General features: G+C 38.4%; 14 protein-coding genes. 8 read left to right on the top strand and 6 right to left on the bottom strand.

What is annotated here, in order from left to right:
* Positions 1-58: 58 nt before the first annotated feature.
* Both BP74_RS04630 and BP74_RS04625 read right to left on the bottom strand, forming a co-directional pair.
* A complete protein-coding gene (locus BP74_RS04630) occupies positions 59-2,518 on the bottom strand; it encodes an outer membrane beta-barrel protein (RefSeq protein WP_496371548.1) in 2,460 nt (819 codons plus the stop codon).
* 215 nt (positions 2,519-2,733) lie between these two features.
* On the bottom strand, positions 2,734-5,190 hold the full coding sequence (locus BP74_RS04625) for a TonB-dependent receptor domain-containing protein (protein WP_496371546.1): 2,457 nt from the start codon (positions 5,188-5,190) through the stop codon (positions 2,734-2,736).
* A gap of 397 nt (positions 5,191-5,587) precedes the next feature.
* Here BP74_RS04625 and BP74_RS04620 point away from each other — a divergent pair, with 397 nt between their 5' ends.
* Both BP74_RS04620 and pgi read left to right on the top strand, forming a co-directional pair.
* Entirely contained in the window at positions 5,588-6,604 is a 1,017-nt protein-coding gene (locus BP74_RS04620; RefSeq protein ID WP_496371544.1) for a threonine aldolase family protein, read from the top strand.
* Between the two features lie 33 nt (positions 6,605-6,637).
* The gene (pgi, locus tag BP74_RS04615; RefSeq protein ID WP_496371542.1) at positions 6,638-8,290 is read left to right on the top strand and encodes a glucose-6-phosphate isomerase; all 1,653 of its coding nucleotides are present in this window, start codon (positions 6,638-6,640) and stop codon (positions 8,288-8,290) included.
* An 88-nt stretch (positions 8,291-8,378) separates the two neighbouring features.
* Here the strand turns inward: pgi and BP74_RS04610 are convergent, their stop codons facing one another.
* Both BP74_RS04610 and BP74_RS04605 read right to left on the bottom strand, forming a co-directional pair.
* Complete coding sequence (locus BP74_RS04610; protein ID WP_496371540.1) at positions 8,379-8,786, bottom strand: DUF3276 family protein; 408 nt, start codon at positions 8,784-8,786, stop codon at positions 8,379-8,381.
* 177 nt (positions 8,787-8,963) lie between these two features.
* Positions 8,964-10,787, bottom strand: coding sequence for an ABC transporter ATP-binding protein (locus BP74_RS04605; protein ID WP_496371538.1), 1,824 nt, complete (start codon positions 10,785-10,787; stop codon positions 8,964-8,966).
* Positions 10,788-10,918: 131 nt separating this feature from the next.
* Here BP74_RS04605 and BP74_RS04600 point away from each other — a divergent pair, with 131 nt between their 5' ends.
* Positions 10,919-11,971 (top strand): aldose epimerase family protein, encoded by a 1,053-nt coding sequence (locus BP74_RS04600; protein WP_496371536.1) that lies wholly within the window; start codon positions 10,919-10,921, stop codon positions 11,969-11,971.
* Positions 11,972-12,051: 80 nt separating this feature from the next.
* On the opposite strand, the gene BP74_RS04595 is transcribed toward BP74_RS04600, so the two are convergent.
* Positions 12,052-13,206, bottom strand: a complete 1,155-nt coding sequence (locus BP74_RS04595) for a galactokinase (protein WP_496371534.1) — start codon at positions 13,204-13,206, stop codon at positions 12,052-12,054.
* Between the two features lie 223 nt (positions 13,207-13,429).
* On the opposite strand from BP74_RS04595, the gene BP74_RS04590 reads away from it, so the two are divergent.
* The 5 genes from BP74_RS04590 to BP74_RS04570 all read left to right on the top strand — a co-directional run bounded on the left by BP74_RS04590 (position 13,430) and on the right by BP74_RS04570 (position 20,632).
* Positions 13,430-14,554: a cellulase family glycosylhydrolase gene (locus BP74_RS04590; RefSeq protein ID WP_496371532.1), complete on the top strand. Its 1,125-nt coding sequence runs from the start codon at positions 13,430-13,432 to the stop codon at positions 14,552-14,554.
* Between the two features lie 424 nt (positions 14,555-14,978).
* Positions 14,979-16,160 carry a glycosyltransferase family 1 protein gene (locus tag BP74_RS04585; protein WP_496371530.1) on the top strand — a complete coding sequence of 394 codons (1,182 nt, stop codon included), beginning with the start codon at positions 14,979-14,981 and terminating at the stop codon, positions 16,158-16,160.
* Entirely contained in the window at positions 16,153-17,286 is a 1,134-nt protein-coding gene (gene glf / locus BP74_RS04580; protein WP_496371528.1) for a UDP-galactopyranose mutase, read from the top strand. The genes BP74_RS04585 and glf overlap by 8 nt, the downstream gene beginning before the upstream one ends.
* Entirely contained in the window at positions 17,261-19,444 is a 2,184-nt protein-coding gene (locus BP74_RS04575; protein WP_496371526.1) for a sugar nucleotide-binding protein, read from the top strand. The genes glf and BP74_RS04575 overlap by 26 nt, the downstream gene beginning before the upstream one ends.
* 585 nt (positions 19,445-20,029) lie before the next feature.
* Entirely contained in the window at positions 20,030-20,632 is a 603-nt protein-coding gene (locus BP74_RS04570) for a hypothetical protein (RefSeq protein WP_496371524.1), read from the top strand.
* Positions 20,633-20,841: 209 nt separating this feature from the next.
* Here BP74_RS04570 and BP74_RS04565 read toward each other — a convergent pair whose 3' ends face one another.
* Positions 20,842-21,084, bottom strand: coding sequence for a hypothetical protein (locus tag BP74_RS04565; RefSeq protein ID WP_496371522.1), 243 nt, complete (start codon positions 21,082-21,084; stop codon positions 20,842-20,844).
* Between the last annotated feature and the right edge of the window lie 57 nt (positions 21,085-21,141).

The raw sequence follows: 21,141 nt of genomic DNA, 5'->3' as shown, positions 1-21,141 counted from the left end.
GGTTTAAAAAAGGCCCCTTTAGAAAAAGGGGCCGAATATGCACATGAGAAATAATTAATTATTGACCACCCTGGCCTACCCTGCTTTGTTCGTCCTGCGAACTGGAATTACGGCGCCTGGGTGAGTTATTCTGACCATTATTCCCAAATCTCCAGGTAAAAGTTCCCGTAACCTGGCGTATATCCGGTCTCACATGAAATTCGCCATCGATCAAACCATATTTATTTAAACCTTCAAATTTTTGCCAGGCAAACGGGTCTCTTATGTTTAACCGAATTGTTCCCTTACCATTTAAAATTTGTTTCTGTCCTCCAATAGTCATTTGATAAATTGGTTCCATCAGAGACAGGCTATTTATATTCTTATGCCTGTAAAAGCCACTTAATTCCGCTGTAAACCCTTTACTTATAGTAAAATTGTTCGTAATATTTATCATAAACGAGGTAAAAGACATATCAATCTTTACATTATCATACACGCCTTTATAATGATTATTAAAAACATTGGTAAAAACATTGGTATTTAACCATTTAGAAAACGTAACCGGAGTTGTTATTGACAATCCTACATTATTGAATTTAGCTACATTGTCAGGTGTCAGATAGCGGATCTTACTATTCGGTTCTGGTTTGATGACCTGTGAGATTACATCATTTGTAGTATTGTAATTCAGGGTTGTGATGTATTTACTCAAAAAAGAGTGTGTCAGCTCAATATTATGAGTGAACTGTGGTTTTAAGTATATATTACCCTGCCTGTAAGAAAGTGTATCCAAAAAATAAGTAAATGGATTCAGGTCCTGGTAATTGGGCCGTGTAATACGCCGGCCATAAGATAAGGTCAAACTGTTCTTCTTATCTATTGCATAGCTGGCAAAAGCAGTTGGGAAAAGATTGGTAGAATCTCTTTTGAATTTCTGGTTTGTTATTACCTGGTTTCCATGTGCTATAGTATTTTCTACCCTTAACCCTGCCTGGAGGGTCCACTTTTTAATTTGCTTATTATAATTCAGATACGCAGCATTGATATTTTCATCGTAAATAAAATGATTGGATCTGATAGCGTCAGTCTCCCATTTTCCACTGATCAACTTTTCATACTCCACCAGGTTATCATTTTTGACATAACTAAGTTTAACACCCGCTTCTAACTTACCTCCCTTTAATGGATGTGTATAATCAGATTTAAACGTATAGATATCTATGTTTGAAGGAAGGTGGCCTTTTAAATACGATGTACCCGTCTGTTGCAATGACCCGTTATAAAATTCAGTTGTAAGTAACATATCCGAAGTGTTGGCGTAAACAACATAATCAAAATCGGCTGTCAACTCCCTTCCTGTAGTATCGAAATTATGTTTCCAATTCAGGTTAAGGCTTGCATTTTGAAACTGTATATCATTCTTTGTGTTGGATACCAGCCTGCTCTCCAATACATGGTTTACATCTGTAAGATCTGCAACAGTTGTGGGCGTGGGATGACCCATGAATGTAAATCCACTAACAACAATACCAAAAACATTTGTTTTATTGGCGTACCAGTCAAGGCCAAGTTTTAAAGTATGATTGTTGTTCCCAAACTTAAAAAGGGTTTCAGTGGTATTATAACCCGTAATGTTTTTATTGTCGTCTAAAAAACGGGTCTCAAAATTCATCGTATTTCTTCCTTTGAAAAAGTTGGGATTATAACTGCCAAAAAAATTGATCTTATTTTTCTTATAATTAAAATTGATACTGTTTTGAGATTTGGGTAGGTAATACGTCCTACCCTTCAATCTATAAATACTGCTGGTTGCACCCACCATAATGCTTCCATTTAACCCTGAGTTCTTACCCTTTTTTGTTTTGATATTGATTATACCTGAATTTCCTGAAGCATCATATTTAGAAGATGGGTTTGTCATGATCTCGATCTGTTCCAGTGCAGAAGCAGGCATATTTTTAAGCAGGTTCGCAAGGTCATTGGGAGACAAAAACGTTTGCTTGCCATCCATTAATACAATAACTCCTTGCTTGCCCCTTAGGCTTATAGCTCCATCGCTATTCACCATTATGCCAGGTGATTTCTCAAGGATATCCAGGGCTGTAGATCCGGCACTTGTTGGAGAAGCTTCAACATTTACTACCGTTTTATCCAGCTTGGTTTCAATGAAAGGTCTTTGTGCTGATACTGTAATATTTCCAAGGTCGCTGGAATTTTCCAATAATGTTATTCCGGACAATTCAATATTATCCTGACCTACAGTAATTATGCCTGAGTAACTTTTCCTATACCCTACCGAGCTGGCTACAACAAGGTATTTCCCTTCTTTGACAGATTCATAGGCATACTTTCCATCTTTGTCAGTTATAGCCAGTTTTATTAAGGAAGAATCAGATCCTTTTAACAGACTCACTGAAGCAGCTGATATTCCTTTGCCATCTTTATCCAATACTTTTCCAGATAGAATTGATGTTGATTGGGAGAAGGCTCCTAATTGTAAGATCATGCCTAGAAAGCTGGTAATAATTAATCTCATAACCTTTGGTTTTCGTGTATGCCATATTAAAGATTGATCAAAAACTATTGCCTGGTAATTGAATTATGACAAACTGCTATAGCAAGTTTCAAAGGGCAATATTGACATGTAGATACACAAACGGTCGTTTTAGATTATGAATTGGAAAAGAGGCTACCAACAATAAAAAAGATCCCACATAAGCGGGATCTTTTGATTTATTAACAATACCAGATCTAGTTTCCATTTCCTCCACCTACCCTGCTTTGTTCATCTCCGGCACCACCATTATTTCTCTTTTTTGGTGAACCATTCAATTTTCCTTTATTGAACCTGTAGGTAAACCCAATATTCACAACTCTTGAATCATGTTTCTCCTGGAATGAGGCATCCACAGAACCGTATTTGGAAGATGCTTTGAAATTTTGAGTATTCAATACATCTCTTACATTGAAACGTACAGTACCGTTACCTTTCATTACCTGTTGGCTCAAACCAATTGACAGAGCTCCCATTGGTCTTGTTATAATAACCCCTTCTACCGCACTTGTTCTATACCATCCGCTTAGTTCAGCACTTAGGGTTTTGCTTAAAGTAAATTGTTGTGACCCGTTAAACATAATGGTTGAAGCACTCAATGATACATTATCCCCATTTACCACACCTTCAAATTTATTTGTAAACCCATTGGCATATAAATTAGACCTCCACCATTTTGTCACCGAGAAGCCAGCGCTAACTGCTACACCATATTGTTTTTGATTGGCAATATTTGCTTGCTTAACATAGGTAAGTGTGTCTTCAGTTATTTGCTCAATTACCTGTTGAATGATATCATTGGTTTGTGTATAGTTCAATGTAGTTGTCAAAAAATTGTTATAGGTATGACTAAGCTCAATGTTATGGCTAAACTGTGGTTTCAAGTTTGGATTTCCTTGCTGGTAGGTATACCGATCCAGGTATTCGATAAAGGGATTCAGGCTTTCATAATTTGGACGGCGGATCCTTCTTCCATAATTTATTCCAAAAGAGTTTTTTTCACTGGCTTTATATTGAAGAAATGCTGTTGGAAATAACTGTGTGTAGTGACGATCAAAATTTTCATTAGTCGTCAATTGTTTTCCTTTGGCATTTGTATTTTCAACCCGTAATCCCAATTGAGCATTCAACTTTTTTCCCAGGGGACCACTTAAATTAGCATAAGCGGCATTGATATTTTCTTCATATACAAAATAATTGCTTCTGTTCTGATCCCTGACCAATACCCCGTTATTAGTGGTATCATATATGGCATTATTGTCAGTTTTTACAAAACTGCTTTTAACACCTGCTTCAAATCGGGCTCCCTTTTTCAATGGCTGCACATAATCGATCTTGCCACTCCTTATATCAATTATTTGTGGTAATTGACCATACAAAGAATCCGCTTTCCTCCTGATATTACCTGATGCATCATAATAGGAATTGGTTAGCATTTGTTTTTGCATGCCGTTGTATGAAATATAATCAAGATCAGCTGTAAGTTCCTTTCCATTTGTATCCAGAACCTGGCGGAAGTTCAGGTTAGTGCTAAAATTTTTCCATCTCTCATCTTGCCTGGAATAAGCCCTTGTTTGTTCAGCCAATTGACCGGCTGCATTATAAATATCATTGACATTTCTGTTTTGAAAAGTGCCTGGGCTGGTAAAACCTGTGAAAACCACACCTAACGTAGTATTTTTTGAAGCTGAATAATCCATGCCCAGCTTGGCATTGTAAGAGTTGTTTTCATTATTCATCCTGGACTCCTGGTCAAAATGAGAACGGAGTTGTTTAGAAACTACTTCAACAAAATTCCTTTGAATGTCCAATTCACCATATCCATTTCTATAATTATGACTAAGGTTCGTGAAAAGATTCACCTTGCCTTTCCTGTAGTTGAAATTGACACCTTCGTTGAATTTGGGATATCGACCCTGTCCGTAACCAAGGGTTACTGATCCATTATATCCAAATTGCTTATTCTTTTTTGTTTTAATATTAATTACACCTGCATTTCCTGCTGCATCGTATTTAGCAGGTGGATTTGTCATAATTTCAACCTGGTCAAGTTGATTGGCATTCATGCTACGCAAAAGGTTAGCAAGATCAGATCCACCCAATTGGGTAGGCCTTCCATCTACTAATACCATTACTCCCTGTTTTCCTTTCAGGCTGATATTGCCATCTTTATCTACGGAAATTCCGGGAGATTTTTCTAAAACTTCAAGTGCACTACTGCCAACATTGGTGGGAGAAGCATCAACATTTATTATAGTTCTATCAATTCTTTGCTCTACCAAGGGCTTTTTTGCAGTTACAATTACTGTATTCATCGCCTTGTCGTTTGGAACTAACGTAATGGTTTTTAATGAAATGGATAAGCTATTTGAATTTATAGTAAAGATTGGGGAATAACCTTTATTATGTCCAACTGCGGTGATTGATACCAGGTAATTTCCATTCTGAATATTGTCAAAAGTGAAGGATCCTGATTTATCAGCAGCCGCCACTTTTGCAACTGATGAGTCGTTGGCTTTCAATAATGTGATAGTTGCAGATTCAATTGTTTTCTCACTCCCGTCTTGAACTGTTCCACTTACCTTGCCAGCCATTTGAGCAAAACTTGCTATTGATGCTCCTAAGACCGTTAAAAGGATTAAAGCTTTTTTCATTTTTATATTTTTTTAGTACTGGTTGTTAATAATTACAATACGAAATTAGGTACTATGCAATGCCAAGAACAATGTTTTAAAATAAACGGCCTTATTTATTGATGGCCGGTAAGTCTATTAATGAATCATAGGACGCTGACTTCTCACCCCGGTTACAATGAATAGAGTTTTCTTGACCAACGGTCTTACAATAGTTTAAATGGTAGAGACTTTATACAGCTTGATTGTGTGAATTTTAAAAATTTCATTCTGACCCCTGAGACCAACAAATTCAGTTTTAGGATACTCTTTCAAATCCTAACAAAACTTCTCCAGAGCGGTCATTTTGTGCTGGTAGATTTCTGCAGGGATGAATTTGAGGCAAAAAACAGACTTAAATTGCGGCAAAATCAATTGAATGATTATAGATTTCAGGTCAGATACTGTTACAAAACCCACCCGGGGAATGCTGGATGCTATGTTGAATGCTCCGGTGGGCGATGATGTCTTTGGGGAAGATCCAACAATCAACGAATTAGAGTCAAAAGCCGCCAAACTGTTTGGAATGGAAGCTGCTTTATTTTGTCCCTCTGGAACAATGACCAATCAGATTGCAATAAAATGCCATACACAACCAGGAGACGAGGTGATTTGCGATGTCACCTCACATATCTATCAATATGAAGGTGGTGGTATAGCTTTTAATTCAGGAGCGTCGGTGAAATTGATAGAAGGCAATAAAGGCAGGATAACGGCTGAAAAGGTTTTGGAAAATATAAACCCATCTGATGTTCATAAAGCCCCAACTACACTTGTCAGCCTGGAAAACACATCGAATCGTGGAGGTGGAAGTTGTTACGAGATGGAAGACATTATAGATATCAGGCAGGTTTGTGACCACAATAATATAAGATTACACCTTGATGGGGCCAGGCTGTTTAACGCTCTGGTTGCCAAAAAACAAACTCCCAATCAATTTGGCCAGGCTTTTCATAGTATATCCATTTGTTTAAGTAAAAGTCTTGGCTGTCCCGTTGGAAGCTTATTACTAGGTACCAGGGAGTTTATTGTGAAAGCCAGGCGTTATAGAAAAGTATTCGGCGGTGGAATGAGGCAAGCGGGATATTTGGCCGCAGCCGGAATCTATGCGCTGGAGAATAATATTGACAGGTTAAGTGATGATCATGTTCATGCCCGTCAGATTGCTGATGCATTGGCTGCCAAAGATTTTGTGAAGGAGGTTTATCCGGTGGAAACTAATATCATTATATTTTCTTTAAAACAGCCCGGCTCAGCAAAAGATCTTGTTGCGCGCTTTAAAGAATTACAAATACTTACACATGCAATATCTCCAAACCAAATACGCCTGGTTACACATTTGGATATAACACCTGAAATGACGCAAAGAACTATTGCTGCCATTGAATCACTATAATATTGCTACTTTACAACCTTTTAATTCCTGAACATGTTTCCAAAAATCAATCCCTCCAATACACAAGCCTGGGCCTCACTTGAGCAGCATGCATCGAAGATGAAAATGCAACAGATAAAAGAATTGTTTCAACAGGATCCAGAACGGTTTAAACAGTTTTCGTTTTGCCTGAATGAAACGGTATTTGACTTTTCAAAAAATATAATAGTTCAGGAAACGATCACTGAATTGCTTCACCTGGCAGAAGAATGTAAATTAAAACCAGCGATCGAAGCAATGTTTGAGGGTGATTTTATCAATAAAACAGAACAGCGATCTGTATTACATACAGCATTAAGAAATTTTTCCGGCAATCCTGTCTATAGTGCCGGTCATAATGTGATGGATGATGTCAGGAGAGTTCAGGAACAAATGAGATCTTTTTGTGAAAAGGTGCATAGCGGGGAGTGGAAGGGCTTTACGGGTAAAAAGATAAAATATATTATCAATATAGGTATAGGAGGCAGCGATCTTGGACCATTCATGGTAACAGAAGCTTTAAAGCCTTATTGGATAGAAGGCATACAACCTTACTTTGTTTCCAATGTCGATGCCACGCATATCGCAGAAACTTTAAAGAAAGTAGATCCCGAAGAAACATTATTTCTAATTGCTTCTAAAACATTTACTACGCAGGAAACAATGACCAATGCCCATACAGCCAGGGAATGGTTTTTAAATGCCGCGAAAAACGAAGCTCATATTGCCAGGCATTTCGTGGCATTGTCAACGAACGAAAAGGAAGTGGTAAAGTTCGGAATTGACAAGGCTAATATGTTTGAATTTTGGGATTGGGTTGGTGGCAGGTATTCGCTTTGGAGTGCCATTGGGCTATCCATTGCCTTGACGATTAGTTATGGAAATTTTGAAGAGCTGCTCAAAGGTGCTTATAATGCAGACCTGCATTTTCGAAAAACTGAATTTCATCAGAACATTCCTGTTCTGATGGCCCTTATTGGCCTATGGTATACCAACTTCTTTGGTTCCCAAACCGAAGCCATACTTCCTTATGACCAATACCTTCATCGGTTTGCGGCCTATTTTCAGCAAGGTAACATGGAAAGTAACGGTAAAAGTATAGACCGAAATGGTGAGCCCGTGAGTTATGCAACCGGACCAATTATTTGGGGGGAACCTGGCACAAATGGCCAGCACGCCTTTTACCAGCTTATTCACCAGGGAACAATTTTGATACCTTGCGATTTTATAGCTACCGCTCAATCGCACAATCCTATTGGCGACCATCATCAGAAGTTGATATCCAACTTTTTCGCCCAAACAGAAGCCCTTATGAATGGCAAAACCGAAAAAGAAGTGGAAGAAGAATTGCTAAAGGCTGGAAAAAATGCAGAAGAAGTGGCCAGGCTGACGCCTTTTAAAATTTTCAATGGCAACAAACCAACAAATTCTATTCTCCTGAAAAAGATAACGCCCAGGTCATTGGGTGAACTCATTGCAATTTATGAACACAAGATCTTCGTACAGGGAGTCATTTGGAATATATTCAGTTTCGATCAATGGGGGGTGGAATTGGGAAAACAACTAGCCAATAAAATATTACCGGAACTAGAAAAAGAAACCCCTGTGAATTCTCATGATGCATCAACCAATGGATTGATCAATGCTTATAAGGTGATGAGAAATTAAAGGAAATCACTCTGTGACTGAATTCTTATATAGACAGTAATAAAAAAGCCCTCCATTAGGAGGGCTTACATATTTAAATATCAATATATTACCATTTATCTACTTCTTCTGTAGAAGAACTACTGCTTGCAGAAGGTGCAGGATTTGTATTAGGAATTTCCACTTCAGCTGTTACTTCGTCAGTTTCACCTTCCATTCCTTCAGCATCTTCATGATTGTATGCATCAAAATCAAAATCGGGCATTAACTGTGTTTTTACGTGATCCACAGCCTCCGTCAAAGCCTTTATAAATTTATTGAAATCTTCTTTGTAAAGAAAGATCTTGTGCCTGTCATAACCATTATCATTAAAGCGCTTACGGCTCTCTGTAATAGTTAAATAATAATCATTACCACGTGTAGCCCTTACATCAAAAAAGTAAGTCCTGCGTTTTCCGGCACGGATACGTTTGCTGTAAATGCTCTCCATTTTCTTTTCATTGTTGTCGTACGCCACAGTTGTAAATTTTTTACAGTTTAAATAAAAGGTTTTGGTTTAATGCTCACAAATATAATTATGTTTTTTCAACAGCCAAATTTGCTTAATTATTGCCACATTACCCTTATATTAGGAAGCAGCCAGCAAAAATTTTTAGCTTATAATCCGGTTTATTGGGTTTCCCGGACAACAAAATTAGCTTTCCTCCTCCCTTAATTGTCTTAAATACATTTTGTAATAAACCCCTTTTTTGTCTAAAAGTTCTTCGTGTGTCCCTTCCTCCACAATAGCCCCTTCCTCCAAAACAATCACCTTATCAAAATTTAAAAGACTAAAGATCCTGTGTGTGATCAGGATCGATGTTTTACCTTCCAGGTACACCTTAAAATTTCCAATGATCTCCTTTTCTGTCCGGGCATCTACTGCACTCAGGCAATCATCCATTATCAATATCGGGGCATCTTTCATTAAAGCACGTGCAATAGAAATTCTTTGCTTCTGGCCACCACTCAGCGTTACGCCCCTCTCTCCTATTTCTGTCTCATATCCTTTGGGAAATCCTTCGATGTCTCGTGATACTACTGCCAACCGGGCTGACTCCCTGACTATTTCCGGTGATTGATTGATAGCTCCAAAAGCTATATTGTTTGCTATGGAATCACTGAATAAAAAACCATCCTGGGGAACATAGCTTATTTGTTTTCTCAATGTCAGCAGGTCAATATCTTTAATATCTACTCCATCCAATACTATTTTCCCTGAATTAACATCGAACATGCGCATGAGCAATTGAGCAAGAGTAGTTTTACCACTCCCCGTTCTGCCTACTACAGCTATGCGCTGTCCTGCTGCAACATGAAGAGAAAAATGTTTGATAGCATTGATACCTGTATGGGCATAGGTAAAGTCAACATTCTTGAATTGTATATCGCCGGTTAAAGACAATTTTTGCTTTGAATTTTCAATCGGAACAGAAGGTTGTGTTTGTAAAAACTCGTTCAATCGTTTTTGTGATGCAGAGGCTCTTTGAATCATGCTGGCAGTCCATCCAATTGCACTTACAGGGAAAGTCAGCATATTAATGTAGATCACAAATTCCACTATTGTATCTATACCAATATCCTTTGTTCCATTAATGTAATAAATACCCCCGATCATGATAGTTAACAAGGTGCTCAACCCTATAAGTAAGGTCATGGAAGGAAAATAAAGAGCTTCAACTTTTGCCAGTCCTACTGCCTGCTGTTTATACCGGTTGCTATTTTCTTCAAATTGATGAAACATGGATTCTTCCTGTACAAAGGATTTGATGACCCTGATGCCTGAATATGATTGCTGTGCATTTGTAGTAAGGCTTCCCAGTGCTGCCTGCAATGCTTCGCTTTTCCTGTGAATGATGGTATTGACAAAATAAATGATGAAGGCTAATATGGGTAATGGCGCCAAAACATATAATGTGAGTTCTGGCTGGCGCTTAAACATAAAGAATACGCTCATGGAAATGAGGGTGACCAGGTTAATTAAATACATAACAGCTGGTCCGGTGAACATCCTGACACGGCTTACATCTTCGGCCATCCTGCTCATCAGGTCACCCGTACTGTGCGTTTTATAAAATGTCGCATCAAGGGTCTGATATTTTTCGAATACTTCATTTTTCTGATCATATTCAATATGGCGGCTCATCACAATAATGGTCTGCCGCATCAGGAACATAAAAAATCCTCTCAATAAAGCCAGGGCCAATATGATAATCCCACATAAAACCACTATCTGTATGGGAGAATAGGTCAATCCTTCAACATATGAAATAAACCTCGTGACTGTCACATCATATACAGCCTTTTTTGCTCTTGGCTGATAACCCGGCAATGTACGTTGTGAAAAATCAATGATGAACCCGGTGATCTGCGGGGCCAGGACGCCGAAATAATTCGATATTACTATAAAGAATATTCCTATACTCAACCTTAACTTATACTTCCAGAAATATTTATTTAATGCTTTGAGGTGCTTCAATCAATTAAATTTGAATAGCAAATGTAGAGAACAATAGAGAGTTAACCGATTCCCATCTTTTCTGTTTATCTGCAGCAGGTAAATAAGACACGGATTATCTCTTAATTTTAAAAAGTAATAAAGCTGAAGTTATGGCCGGGCATGAAAAATTTGAGCAAACTATCCAGGGTAAAAGAGTTTCTTTATATAATCTAAAAAATAGTGTAGGAACTGAGCTAAATATTACTAATTACGGCTGCCGTATTGTCAACCTATTAGTAGCCAGGCCTAATAAAAGCATGGTTGATGTAGTGGTGGGCTTTGACACGATTGATGGTTATTTAAACGCTACAGAGGTTTACCATGGTGCCACTATTGGCAGGTATTCCAATCGTATCGCAAATGGCAAATTTCATTTAGATAAGAATGATTACCAGTTAGCCGTCAATAATCCTCCCAATCACTTACACGGAGGTCCTGAAGGATTTCATTCCCGTGTATGGGATGTTATTGATAGTTCACAAAAAAGTATTTCCCTAACCTATTTATCACCTGATGGAGAGGAAGGTTATCCCGGAAATTTAAAAGTAACCGTGAAATATTCTTTAACAGATGATAATGAAGTGATCATACATTATGAAGCCGTTTGTGACAGGTCAACTATTCTCAATCTTACCAATCATTCTTATTTTAATTTGAATGGCCAGGGCAGCGGTACCATCCTGGGACATGAATTATATATAAATGCAGACAGGTATACGCCGGTTAATGAATCGCTTATCCCCGATGGGATATTGGAACCTGTCAAAGGAACACCATTTGATTTTAAAATACCACATGCCATAGGCAGACATATAAAGGATGATCATATCCAGTTAAGATTTGGTAATGGTTACGATCATAACTATGTTTTAAATAAAGAAGGATTAAATCATGAACTTGCAGCCAGAGTAAAAGGCGATGCTACAGGTTTAATAATGGAGGTTTACACAGATCAACCGGGCATGCAGTTTTATACAGGCAATTTTATGTCAGGGGAAAATATAATAAAAGGTCATGTCCCTGATCATTTCCGCACAGCATTTTGTTTGGAAACCCAGCACTATCCTGATTCCCCACACCATTCCAATTTTCCATCTACAGCATATCATCATGGAGAAGTCTTCAGATCAACGACTATCTATAAATTTCCTATTACAGAATAATCAACCGATTGACCATTAAAATAGCCAACTTTATCACTTCCATTATAGCAAATTAGGCCTATATTTTATTACAATCAGTTTTAAATAATGCTTGAGGAACCATCATCGGTTTCGACGATGTAGTGCGTTAAATCAAGTCCCATTTCTTTTTTATATGAAATAGCCAATGCATCAAATAACCCGTTAATAGACTCCTCTTTTACAATATTGATTGTGCAGCCACCAAAACCACCTCCCATCATCCGTGCACCTAAAACATCCTGATGGCTACGGACCGAATCCACTAAAAAATCAAGCTCCCTGCAGCTCACCTCATACTCTTTACTAAGTCCGTCATGTGTCCTGTACATTTTTTCTCCCAACGCTTTAATATCTCCTTTTTTAAGATCTTCACATGCGGCAAGTAATCTTTCATTTTCCTCTATTACATATTTACACCTTTTGAATACCAATGGGTCGGTAACACATTCCTCCAGCATTGTCTTGGTTACATCCGGAAGTGTATGTACCTGCGGGTATCGCATCTTCACCAATTGCACTCCTTCCTCGCATTGCTTCCGCCGGGTATTATATTCTGAAGATGCCAATGAATGTTTGACATTGGTATTCAGTAATAATAATTTATATCCTTTCAAAACCAGGGGTTCATATTCATATTCCATGCTTTGACAATCGAGCCTGATCACATGGTCTTTTTTACCAAATACACTTGCAAACTGGTCCATAATACCGCACATTACCCTGGCAAATTCATGCTCTGCCTTCTGACCAATCAATGCAAGGTCCATTTTTCCAATACCCAGTTGAAATATTTCATTTAAAGCAAAAGCGGTAGCGCATTCAACAGCTGCAGAAGAAGAAAGTCCTGAGCCAATAGGAACATCCCCCTCAATATTTAAATTAAACCCTCCGATTTTAAAGCCTCGTTTTAAGAGTTGATCCACTACTCCAAGAATATAGTTTGGCCATCCCTTATCGGTCCTTTCTACTGTGGATAAGGTACAAGTATGCTCTTCCTTGAATTCTTCCGAATATAATACTATACTGTTGTCCTGTCTTTTTGTTACACCAATATAAACTGCCTTGTCAATAGCTGCTGGCAAAACAAAGCCGTTATTATAATCAGTATGTTCCCCGATAATATTGACTCTTCCCGGCGATCTGAATAATGTAGGTTCTTCCTTAAAACGTGCCCGGAACTTCTCCCTTACTTCCTTTATAATTACTTCGTTCATAATCCTTTCTTTAGCTTAATTAAATCCAAATATCTGCAATAAATTCATGCCTGCCGGAAGATAGAAAATTTAATGATTTTGAGTTTACCCGCCTTATTCTGGGTTTCATCGATAAATATGAAATTTAGCCGAATTCAAACTTGCATCTTTTATCCTTTGCAGTTATTTTGAGTCTTAATTCCGAAACGTATAAAAGCCGGAATAATCTAATAACCTATACTTTATGTTAGCCACCAATGTTACCGTGCCTTTTTTAGAGCAGGATCCTGAACTGGCCCATCGCTGGCCTGAAGCAAAAGCAAATGAATGGATTGATAAGAATGGATGGTTGGTAGGATGTAATTATGTCCCCAGTAACGCTATCAATCAACTGGAAATGTGGCAGGCTGAGACTTTTGACCCATTTCGTATTGACCAGGAATTAAGCTGGGCTTCCGACCTGGGTTTTAATACTGTTAGGGTCTTCCTTCATCACCTGCTCTGGCAACAGGACCCCCAGGGTTTTATTGCACGTATTGAAACTTTCCTGACCATTGCTCATCGTAATGGCATCAGGTCCATGCTGGTACTATTCGATTCTGTCTGGAACCCTTTTCCAAAACTGGGTACACAACCCGTTCCCCGGCACAATGTCCATAATTCCGGCTGGGTTCAATCTCCTGGATACGATGTATTGAACGACCCTACTCAATATGACAGCCTCAAGCAATACGTATGTGGTATTGTCTCCCATTTTGCTTCGGATGAAAGAGTGTTGATCTGGGATCTTTTTAACGAGCCCGACAATATGAACCTGACCAGTTATAAAGATGATGATTATGCTGTACATAAGGCAGAGCTTTCCATGGAACTATTGAAAAAGACCATAAACTGGGTGCGGGAAATCAATCCTTTACAACCTATAACTATGGCTCCCTGGAAAGAGGATTGGAGCTGCGATACAAAGTTGACCGCCCTAGACAATTATATGTTTACACATTCTGACATTATTAGCTTTCACTGTTATGACGATGTAAAGCTTACCGAAGAGAAGATCAAACATTTAAGGCGCTTTAAAAGACCACTTCTCTGCACAGAATATATGGCAAGGCCTTTTGGCAGCACATTCCAGGAAATACTGCCATTATTCAAGAAATATAATGTAGGGGGATATAACTGGGGATTAGTTGCAGGCAAAACTCAAACCCATTGTCCATGGGATTCCTGGAGCACAGAATATGAAAATGAGCCTGAATTATGGTTCCATGATATTTTTCGTGAAAACGGAGAACCTTATAAACAGGAAGAAGTAGTTTTCATCAAAGAAATAACCAGGATTAAAAAAGAAGCATTTCAAAGAGTAGCTTAAAAGCCTGGTACAAATATTTTCTAATCAAGAGTGTTGATGACAACACTCTTTTTTTATTGCTTTTTCAAAAGCTTGGTTGGCATTTTATCATGAAACAAACAGTTAAATTGGACTTGTTTCCATTACCTGATTTATTATATATTTTATTTCCGGAGGTTATAAAATCTAATTACAACTCTTTAAAAATTCTAAATTTCCCAATCGGAATTTAAATCGTTTTACATCCTCCAATTTATTTTATAATTACCTCATCAAGCACAATAACAATCTTAAATGTTAATATTCTATCGTGCCAAAACCTGCGATAACAGTAAGTTTCATAGCATGATGAGGACTATTTTCTACACTTGATTTCAAACAGTTAGACGTAGTTACAATTTTTAATTTAAAAATTGTGTGGCATGTAAATAGCATCAATAGATGCATGATAAAAAATATTGAAGATGTATCATGTGCCTTCATGCACAACATAGACCTGGTTTGCTTTTCCCATTTAAGATGGGGATTTGTTTTTCAAAGGCCTAATCATTTGTTAAGCCGTTTCTCCAAACACCAGCGTGTATTCTTCATTGAAGAACCTATTTTTCATGATCATGAAGACAAAATACAAATTGAAAACTTCAATGAAAATCTATTTGTTATTACTCCATATATTAAACACGGATTGGATGAAACTGAGATTCATAACAGGCAGCGAAAAGTAATTGCCAAGATCTTCAATAATATGAAGATCAATCGCTTTTTTAGCTGGTACTATACACCAATGGCACTTCCATTCACCGATCATCTTACACCTGAATTGGTGATCTATGATTGCATGGATGAATTATCTGCCTTCAAGTTTGCCCCTCCCGAGTTGACTATCAGGGAAAAGGAACTTTTTAAAAAAGCAGACATAGTATTTACAGGTGGCAACAGCATTTACAATTCTAAAAAAGATCATCACCATAATATATTTTCTTTCCCCAGCAGTATTGACAAACACCATTTTGGAATAGCAAGAACTTTTAAAGAAGATCCTGCCGACCAGGCCGCAATCCCCCATCCACGATTTGGATTCTTTGGCGTTGTTGATGAAAGATTTGACATTGAAATGCTTGAAAAGGTTTCCAGGGAAAGATCCGAATGGAATTTTATTATACTCGGCCCAATTGTAAAGATCGATCCGGCATCACTTCCCCATTATGAAAACATTCATTACCTGGGAGGTAAAAAATACGAAGAGCTACCTGCATACATTGCAGGTTGGGATATAGCTACCATTCCATTTGCCATGAATGAATCTACAAAGTTTATAAGTCCTACAAAAACACCCGAATACCTGGCAGCAGGCAAGCCTGTTATTTCAACACCGATCACTGATGTAGTTCATCCATATGGAGATAATAAACTAGTTCACATTGTTAGCAATGCAGATGAATTTATAGCTGCTGCTGAAAAAGAACTAAACAAAAAAAGAAGGTCATCCTGGTTGAAAAAAGTTGACGAATTCCTTGCCTTTAATTCATGGGATCGTACCTGGAGCCAGATGGTAAGAAATATTGAAGAGACATTAATGCAAACAACATCCGTAAAAACCAAAGTGAAGGAGAATATCTATGTTTGATTATCTGATAGTAGGTGCTGGCTTTGCCGGCAGTGTATTAGCTGAACGCCTGGCCTCTGAAGGCAATAAAAAAATTCTGATCATTGATAAACGTGACCATATAGCTGGTAACGCTTATGACTATTACAATAATGATGGAATACTGATTCATAAATACGGACCTCATATTTTTCATACCAATTCCAAAGAAGTATTTGAATACCTGGGAAAGTTCACACCCTGGCGTCCCTATGAACATAAAGTATTGGGAAGTGTGGATGGACAACTGGTTCCTATACCTATAAACCTGAATACCATTAATCAGTTATATGGATTGAATTTAAACAGTTCAGAAGTTGAAGATTTTTTTGCTTCCCGGGCAGAAAAAGTAGCGGGTGTAAAAACTTCCGAAGATGTGGTAGTGAGCAAGGTGGGTCGTGAACTCTATGAAAAATTCTTCCGGGGATATACGAAGAAGATGTGGGATCTTGATCCTTCAGAATTAGATGCAAGTGTTACTGCACGTGTACCTACGCGTACCAATCGTGACGACAGGTATTTTACTGATACATACCAGGCAATGCCTCTATATGGGTATACTCAAATGTTTCAAAAAATGCTTTCGCATCCAAATATCAAAGTGATGCTGAATACTGATTACAAAGAAATTATCGATTTTATACCGTACCATAATTTAATTTTTACCGGCCCTGTGGATGAATATTTCAATTACTGTTATGGAAAGCTTCCTTACAGGTCATTGGAATTTAAGTTTGAAACCATTGACCAGGAAGTTTTCCAGCCAACAGGTACTGTAAATTATCCTAATGACCAACTATACACCAGGATAACAGATTTCAAATACCTCACAGGCCAAAAACATACAAAGACAGCTGTTGTTTACGAATATCCAAAAGCTGAAGGCGATCCATATTATCCGGTTCCAAGACCAGAAAATGCGGAGTTATATAAGAAATACCAACAACTGGCTTCTTCAATGACAAACACCTATTTCGTTGGTCGTTTGGCAACTTATAAATATTACAATATGGATCAGGTAGTGGCCCAGGCATTAACCACTTTTAAAAAGATTATGCAAGGACAACCTGAAACTTATATCAATGGACAAAACATCTTACAATCCTGAAATTTGGGGCGGAATTGAATGTACAATCAATAGGGTAAATAATCAGTACTACGACCAGTTGGAATATTCCGGTCATTATGACCGCATAAATGATATTGATGCCATTGTTAGCCTGGGCATAACAAAGATCAGGTACCCTATCCTATGGGAAAAACATCAACCTGTAAAAAATACAGAAATAGATTGGTCATGGACTGAAGATCGGATTACTAAATTAAAAGAGAATAAGGTTGAAATTATAGCAGGTCTTGTACATCATGGTAGTGGGCCTGCCTATACCGATCTTTCAGACCCACAATTTCCCTACCTGTTAGCCGATTATGCAGGAGAAGTAGCAGAAAAATTTCCCTGGATCAATAACTATACTCCGGTAAACGAACCTTTGACCACTGCCCGCTTCAGTGGGCTATATGGTTTTTGGTATCCCCACCAGAGATCTGCTCATGTGTTTTTGAAAATGCTGATCAACCAGCTTAAAGGTACTGTACTATCCATGCTGGAAATCAGGAAGATCAATCCAGGGGCGCGCCTGGTGCAAACGGAAGATCTGGGAAAAACGTATAGTACGCCAGAATTACAATACCAGGCTAATTTCGAAAATAAGCGCCGTTGGCTAACCTATGATATTTTATGCGGTAGGTTGGATAAACATCACCCTCTTTGGAATTATTTTATAAAAAATGGAATACCACAAGAAGAACTATTATTTTTTATTGATAACCCCTGCGTGCCCGATATATTTGGTTTTAACCATTACATAACTTCTGAGCGTTTTCTGGATGACCGTGTACATCTATATCCACAAAACCTGGTGGGAGGAAATGGCCGTCACCAATATGCCGATGTGGAAGCGGTTCGTGTAGAAATTGATGAAGAAACCGGGTTAAAAAAATTATTAAAAGAAGCATGGAACAGGTACCATAGTCCTATGGCAATAACAGAGGTCCATTTACACTGTCACCGTGAAGAACAATTACGCTGGTTTAAACATGTATGGGATGCTGTCTGTGAACTAAAAAATGAAAATATAGACGTCAGAGCCGTAACATCCTGGGCATTATTAGGATCTTTTGGCTGGAATAAATTGCTGACAGAACCTGCAGGTGAGTATGAACCCGGTGCATTTGATGTTCGTAATGGAACTCCGCGGGCTACTGCATTGGTAAGATTTATTAAGAAACTGACAGAAAAAAACAGCATCCTGCATCCTCTTTCTGAAGAGAAAGGTTGGTGGCAGCGTTCTTCACGAATATTATTCGGCCCTGTTATTAAAGAATTACGAATGAAAGCAAGAAGAAACAGCGCACCTGTTTTGATCATTGGGAAAAATGGAACACTGGGAAAAGCGTTGGCAAAAGTTTGCGAAGAACGATGTATTCCGTACCAAATTGTTGGAAGGCAGGATTGTGATATCAGTAACTTACAGCAGGTTAAAAATTGTATAGGACTATTCAAGCCATGGGCCGTTATCAATGCAGCAGGTTATGTAAGAGTGGATGATGCCCAGTTAGATGGGCACAGGTGTTTTTTAGAAAACACCCAGGGTCCACATAACCTGGCAATCGCTTGTAACGAAGCAGGTATCCAGTTCATTACCTTTTCATCTGATCTTGTCTTTGATGGACTTAAAACTATTCCATACCTGGAGTCAGACGAGCCTAATCCATTGAATATTTACGGGCAAAGTAAATTGAGGGCAGAAGAACTCGTAGCGGAATTTGCACCCTCCTCTCTTGTTATCCGAACCAGTGCTTTCTTTAGTCCATGGGATGAATTTAACTTTGTCCATTATGTCCGGAAAGCATTGCAAAACGGTGAACCCATGCAGGTTGCTGATAATATTGTGATATCTCCTACTTATGTGCCAGACCTGGTTAATACTACCCTTGACCTGTTGATCGATCATGAAAAAGGATTATGGCATCTTTCCAATAAAGGCTCCCTGACCTGGTCAGAATTTGCATTCCGGATAGCGGAAGAATTTGATCTGGAACGGTCTCTTATTGATTCAAAACCTGCAGAAGAACTGGGATATATTGCCAGGCGGCCAGGCTATAGTGTACTAGGCAGTGAAAAAGGCCAACTACTACCTTCACTCGATAAAGCACTAGATCAATATATTAAGGCTGAAAAGAAAGAAAAAAGAAAAGTGGCCTAGTTATATTGAACCAATTATTAAATTGTTATTCCGTAAGTAGGGCCGATTAAATTCGGCTCAGAAACATTTTATTATTTCCAGGAACCTTCTTTGTTCTTAGTCAAAGTTATCTTCCCCCCAAACATCAAAATATCCACTCCCTACCTGGAGTATAGCTGCCCCTAATCAAAACCCTACCTACGGTATAGATACTGCGTGGTGATCACGCAGTATCTATACCGCAGCTATACTGCAGCCAGGGCGCTGGTATACTGTAGATAGGAAGAAGGAAGGGAATATCGAACAGATGAACAAGGAATAACGAATGATGAAGTGGGGTTAGGTTGGAGAGGCATTGTTTATAGCGGTCCTGGCTGAGGTTGAAGAATGAAGAATGCTCAATGAGCAATGCTCAATGTTCAATGTTCAAGGAAGGAAAAGGAGTAAGGATTAGTGGTTTAGAGAGGAAAACGGACAAAACCGGTCAATACGGTCAAAAGCGGACAATACCGGCCAAATCGGTCAAAAGCGGCCAAAACGGACATTGGGGTTTTGAACTGAGAGGGATTTTCAAAAACTTGCAGCTATTAAAATCTAATACCAGTTATGGCCAGGCAAGTAGGATACATTACAGCAACAGGAACCGTGGATGGTGACATCAACTTTTATAAGGATGTGGAATGGGGATTTTTGGTAAGGATGCTTCCAGGTGTAAGCAGTAAGCGCTTCTGGAGTGATCCTGCCTTTGAAGGAAGTAGGAGAAGCGCAGAGAGGTTTGGTACAGGCAACATTATCTCTTCGATCATCTACCGCTTTGTACCGGTAAAAAGAAGGTACAGGCAGTTGTTTAAACAGGTAAGGACCATAGCCATTGTCTGTTTAAAACAGGGAATGGATAAGCCAGCGGCATTCACAGCCCTGTATACCTTCCTTACTGAGCAAAAGCGTATTTCCCTAACCCAGGAGCAGTTTACGCTTCTACTCTCTTCCTTTGAACAGGAGCTGGCAGGAAGGCTGAAAGAGCCAAAGCGGGAGAAGGAAAAGAAGATGAAGAACAAGCTGGAAATTACAGTGAAAGCACCCCTGAGTGCAGAAGACACCGAGTACTTACAATTCTACATGGATGATTATGACTGGACCATCAGGTTTCAGGGAGATTTTCCACCAGACTACCAGGTACCTTTCTTTCTCCTTAAACATGCTGTTTAAGGAAGTTTGTAGTTTGTAGTGTGTAGTTTGTAGTTCTTTAAGTCAAACAGAACTATTAAATGCAGTTATTCTGTAGGTCAATCATTTGATATGGGTTGTAAATAGTACTTGAATTCAGATTTTAATTAATGTTGAACCAATTGATAATAGTGATTTTTGAGATGGCAAATAAGAAGTAAAACTCAAACCTAACTATTCATTACATTAATCTATTTTACTGAGTCTTTATGAGAACTGCTACTGCCTGCGGTTGTGCCACTGGTGGTTGTTCCTTCTCCTACTGATGTGCCGGTATTATCATTCTTAAATGTTACGCTATCCCCCTGTGAGGGAGTGGTAGTTGCATTAGAATGTTCATATAATGAATCATTTTGAACTTTCTGCCTGGTTGAATTATTTGTACAGCTTAATAAAGCAAATAACAATGCAGCAGCATATAATATGTATTTCATAATAGGTCAGTTTTAATCCCCAAAAAAGACCTCAAATAATTTGCCATTCAGCTTGTA

Source organism: Flavisolibacter ginsengiterrae DSM 18136 (assembly GCF_059568575.1).
The sequence above is the reverse complement of the archived record's forward strand: the minus strand, read 5'-3'. Positions and strand labels throughout refer to the sequence as shown.